Below are 595 nucleotides of genomic sequence, written 5' to 3' on the forward strand. Positions count from 1 at the left end.
GGCGTAGGCGTAGGTCGCTCAGGTCCCTAGACGTAGGTGGGTGACGGGGATCCGAGGGGGCGGTGGGTCACTGCTGGGTGCGGGGGAAGGTGACCTCGACCCGGCGGTTCTTCTTGCGGCCGGCCTCGGTGGAGTTGTCGGCGATCGGGTACTGCTCGCCGTAGCCGCGGACGTCGAAGGTGATGGACGGGCTGTTCAGGTCCTGGTCGAGGACGGCCTGTACGGCGTTGGCGCGCTGTTTGGAGAGGGTGTCGCCGTGGGCGGAGGAGCCGAGGTTGTCGGTGAAGCCGAAGACGCGGACCTGGGTCGCGTTCTGCTTCCTGATCTCCTCGGCGATGCCGGCGATGCGGGCTTTCGCCTCCGTGCTGATCCTGGCGCTGTCCTTGGCGAACAGCACCTCGGCCTGGAGGGCGAAGGTCACATCGGCGTTGGTGTCCTCCCGGCGCTCGTCCCCGCTCTGGTCCTCCACGACCGACTTGATGTCCAGCACCTTGGCCTCGGCGAGCGTGGCCCCCTCCGGAAGCTTCAGGTCCGGATCCGTGGGGTCGACCTTCACCGGGGCGGCGGCGGTGGGTTCGGTGCCGGGGGGGTCACC

General features: G+C 69.1%; 1 protein-coding gene. It reads right to left on the reverse strand.

All coding sequences use genetic code 11. The annotated features are described in order from the left end of the window. Positions 1–67: 67 nt before the first annotated feature. A partial coding sequence (locus CCN44_RS42665) for an OmpA family protein (protein ID WP_086704638.1) occupies positions 68–595 on the reverse strand: 528 nt, incomplete at its 5' end.

Origin of the sequence: Streptomyces tricolor, assembly GCF_002155905.1 — a bacterium.
In the GTDB taxonomy this organism is placed as follows: Bacteria; Actinomycetota; Actinomycetes; order Streptomycetales; family Streptomycetaceae; genus Streptomyces; species Streptomyces tricolor.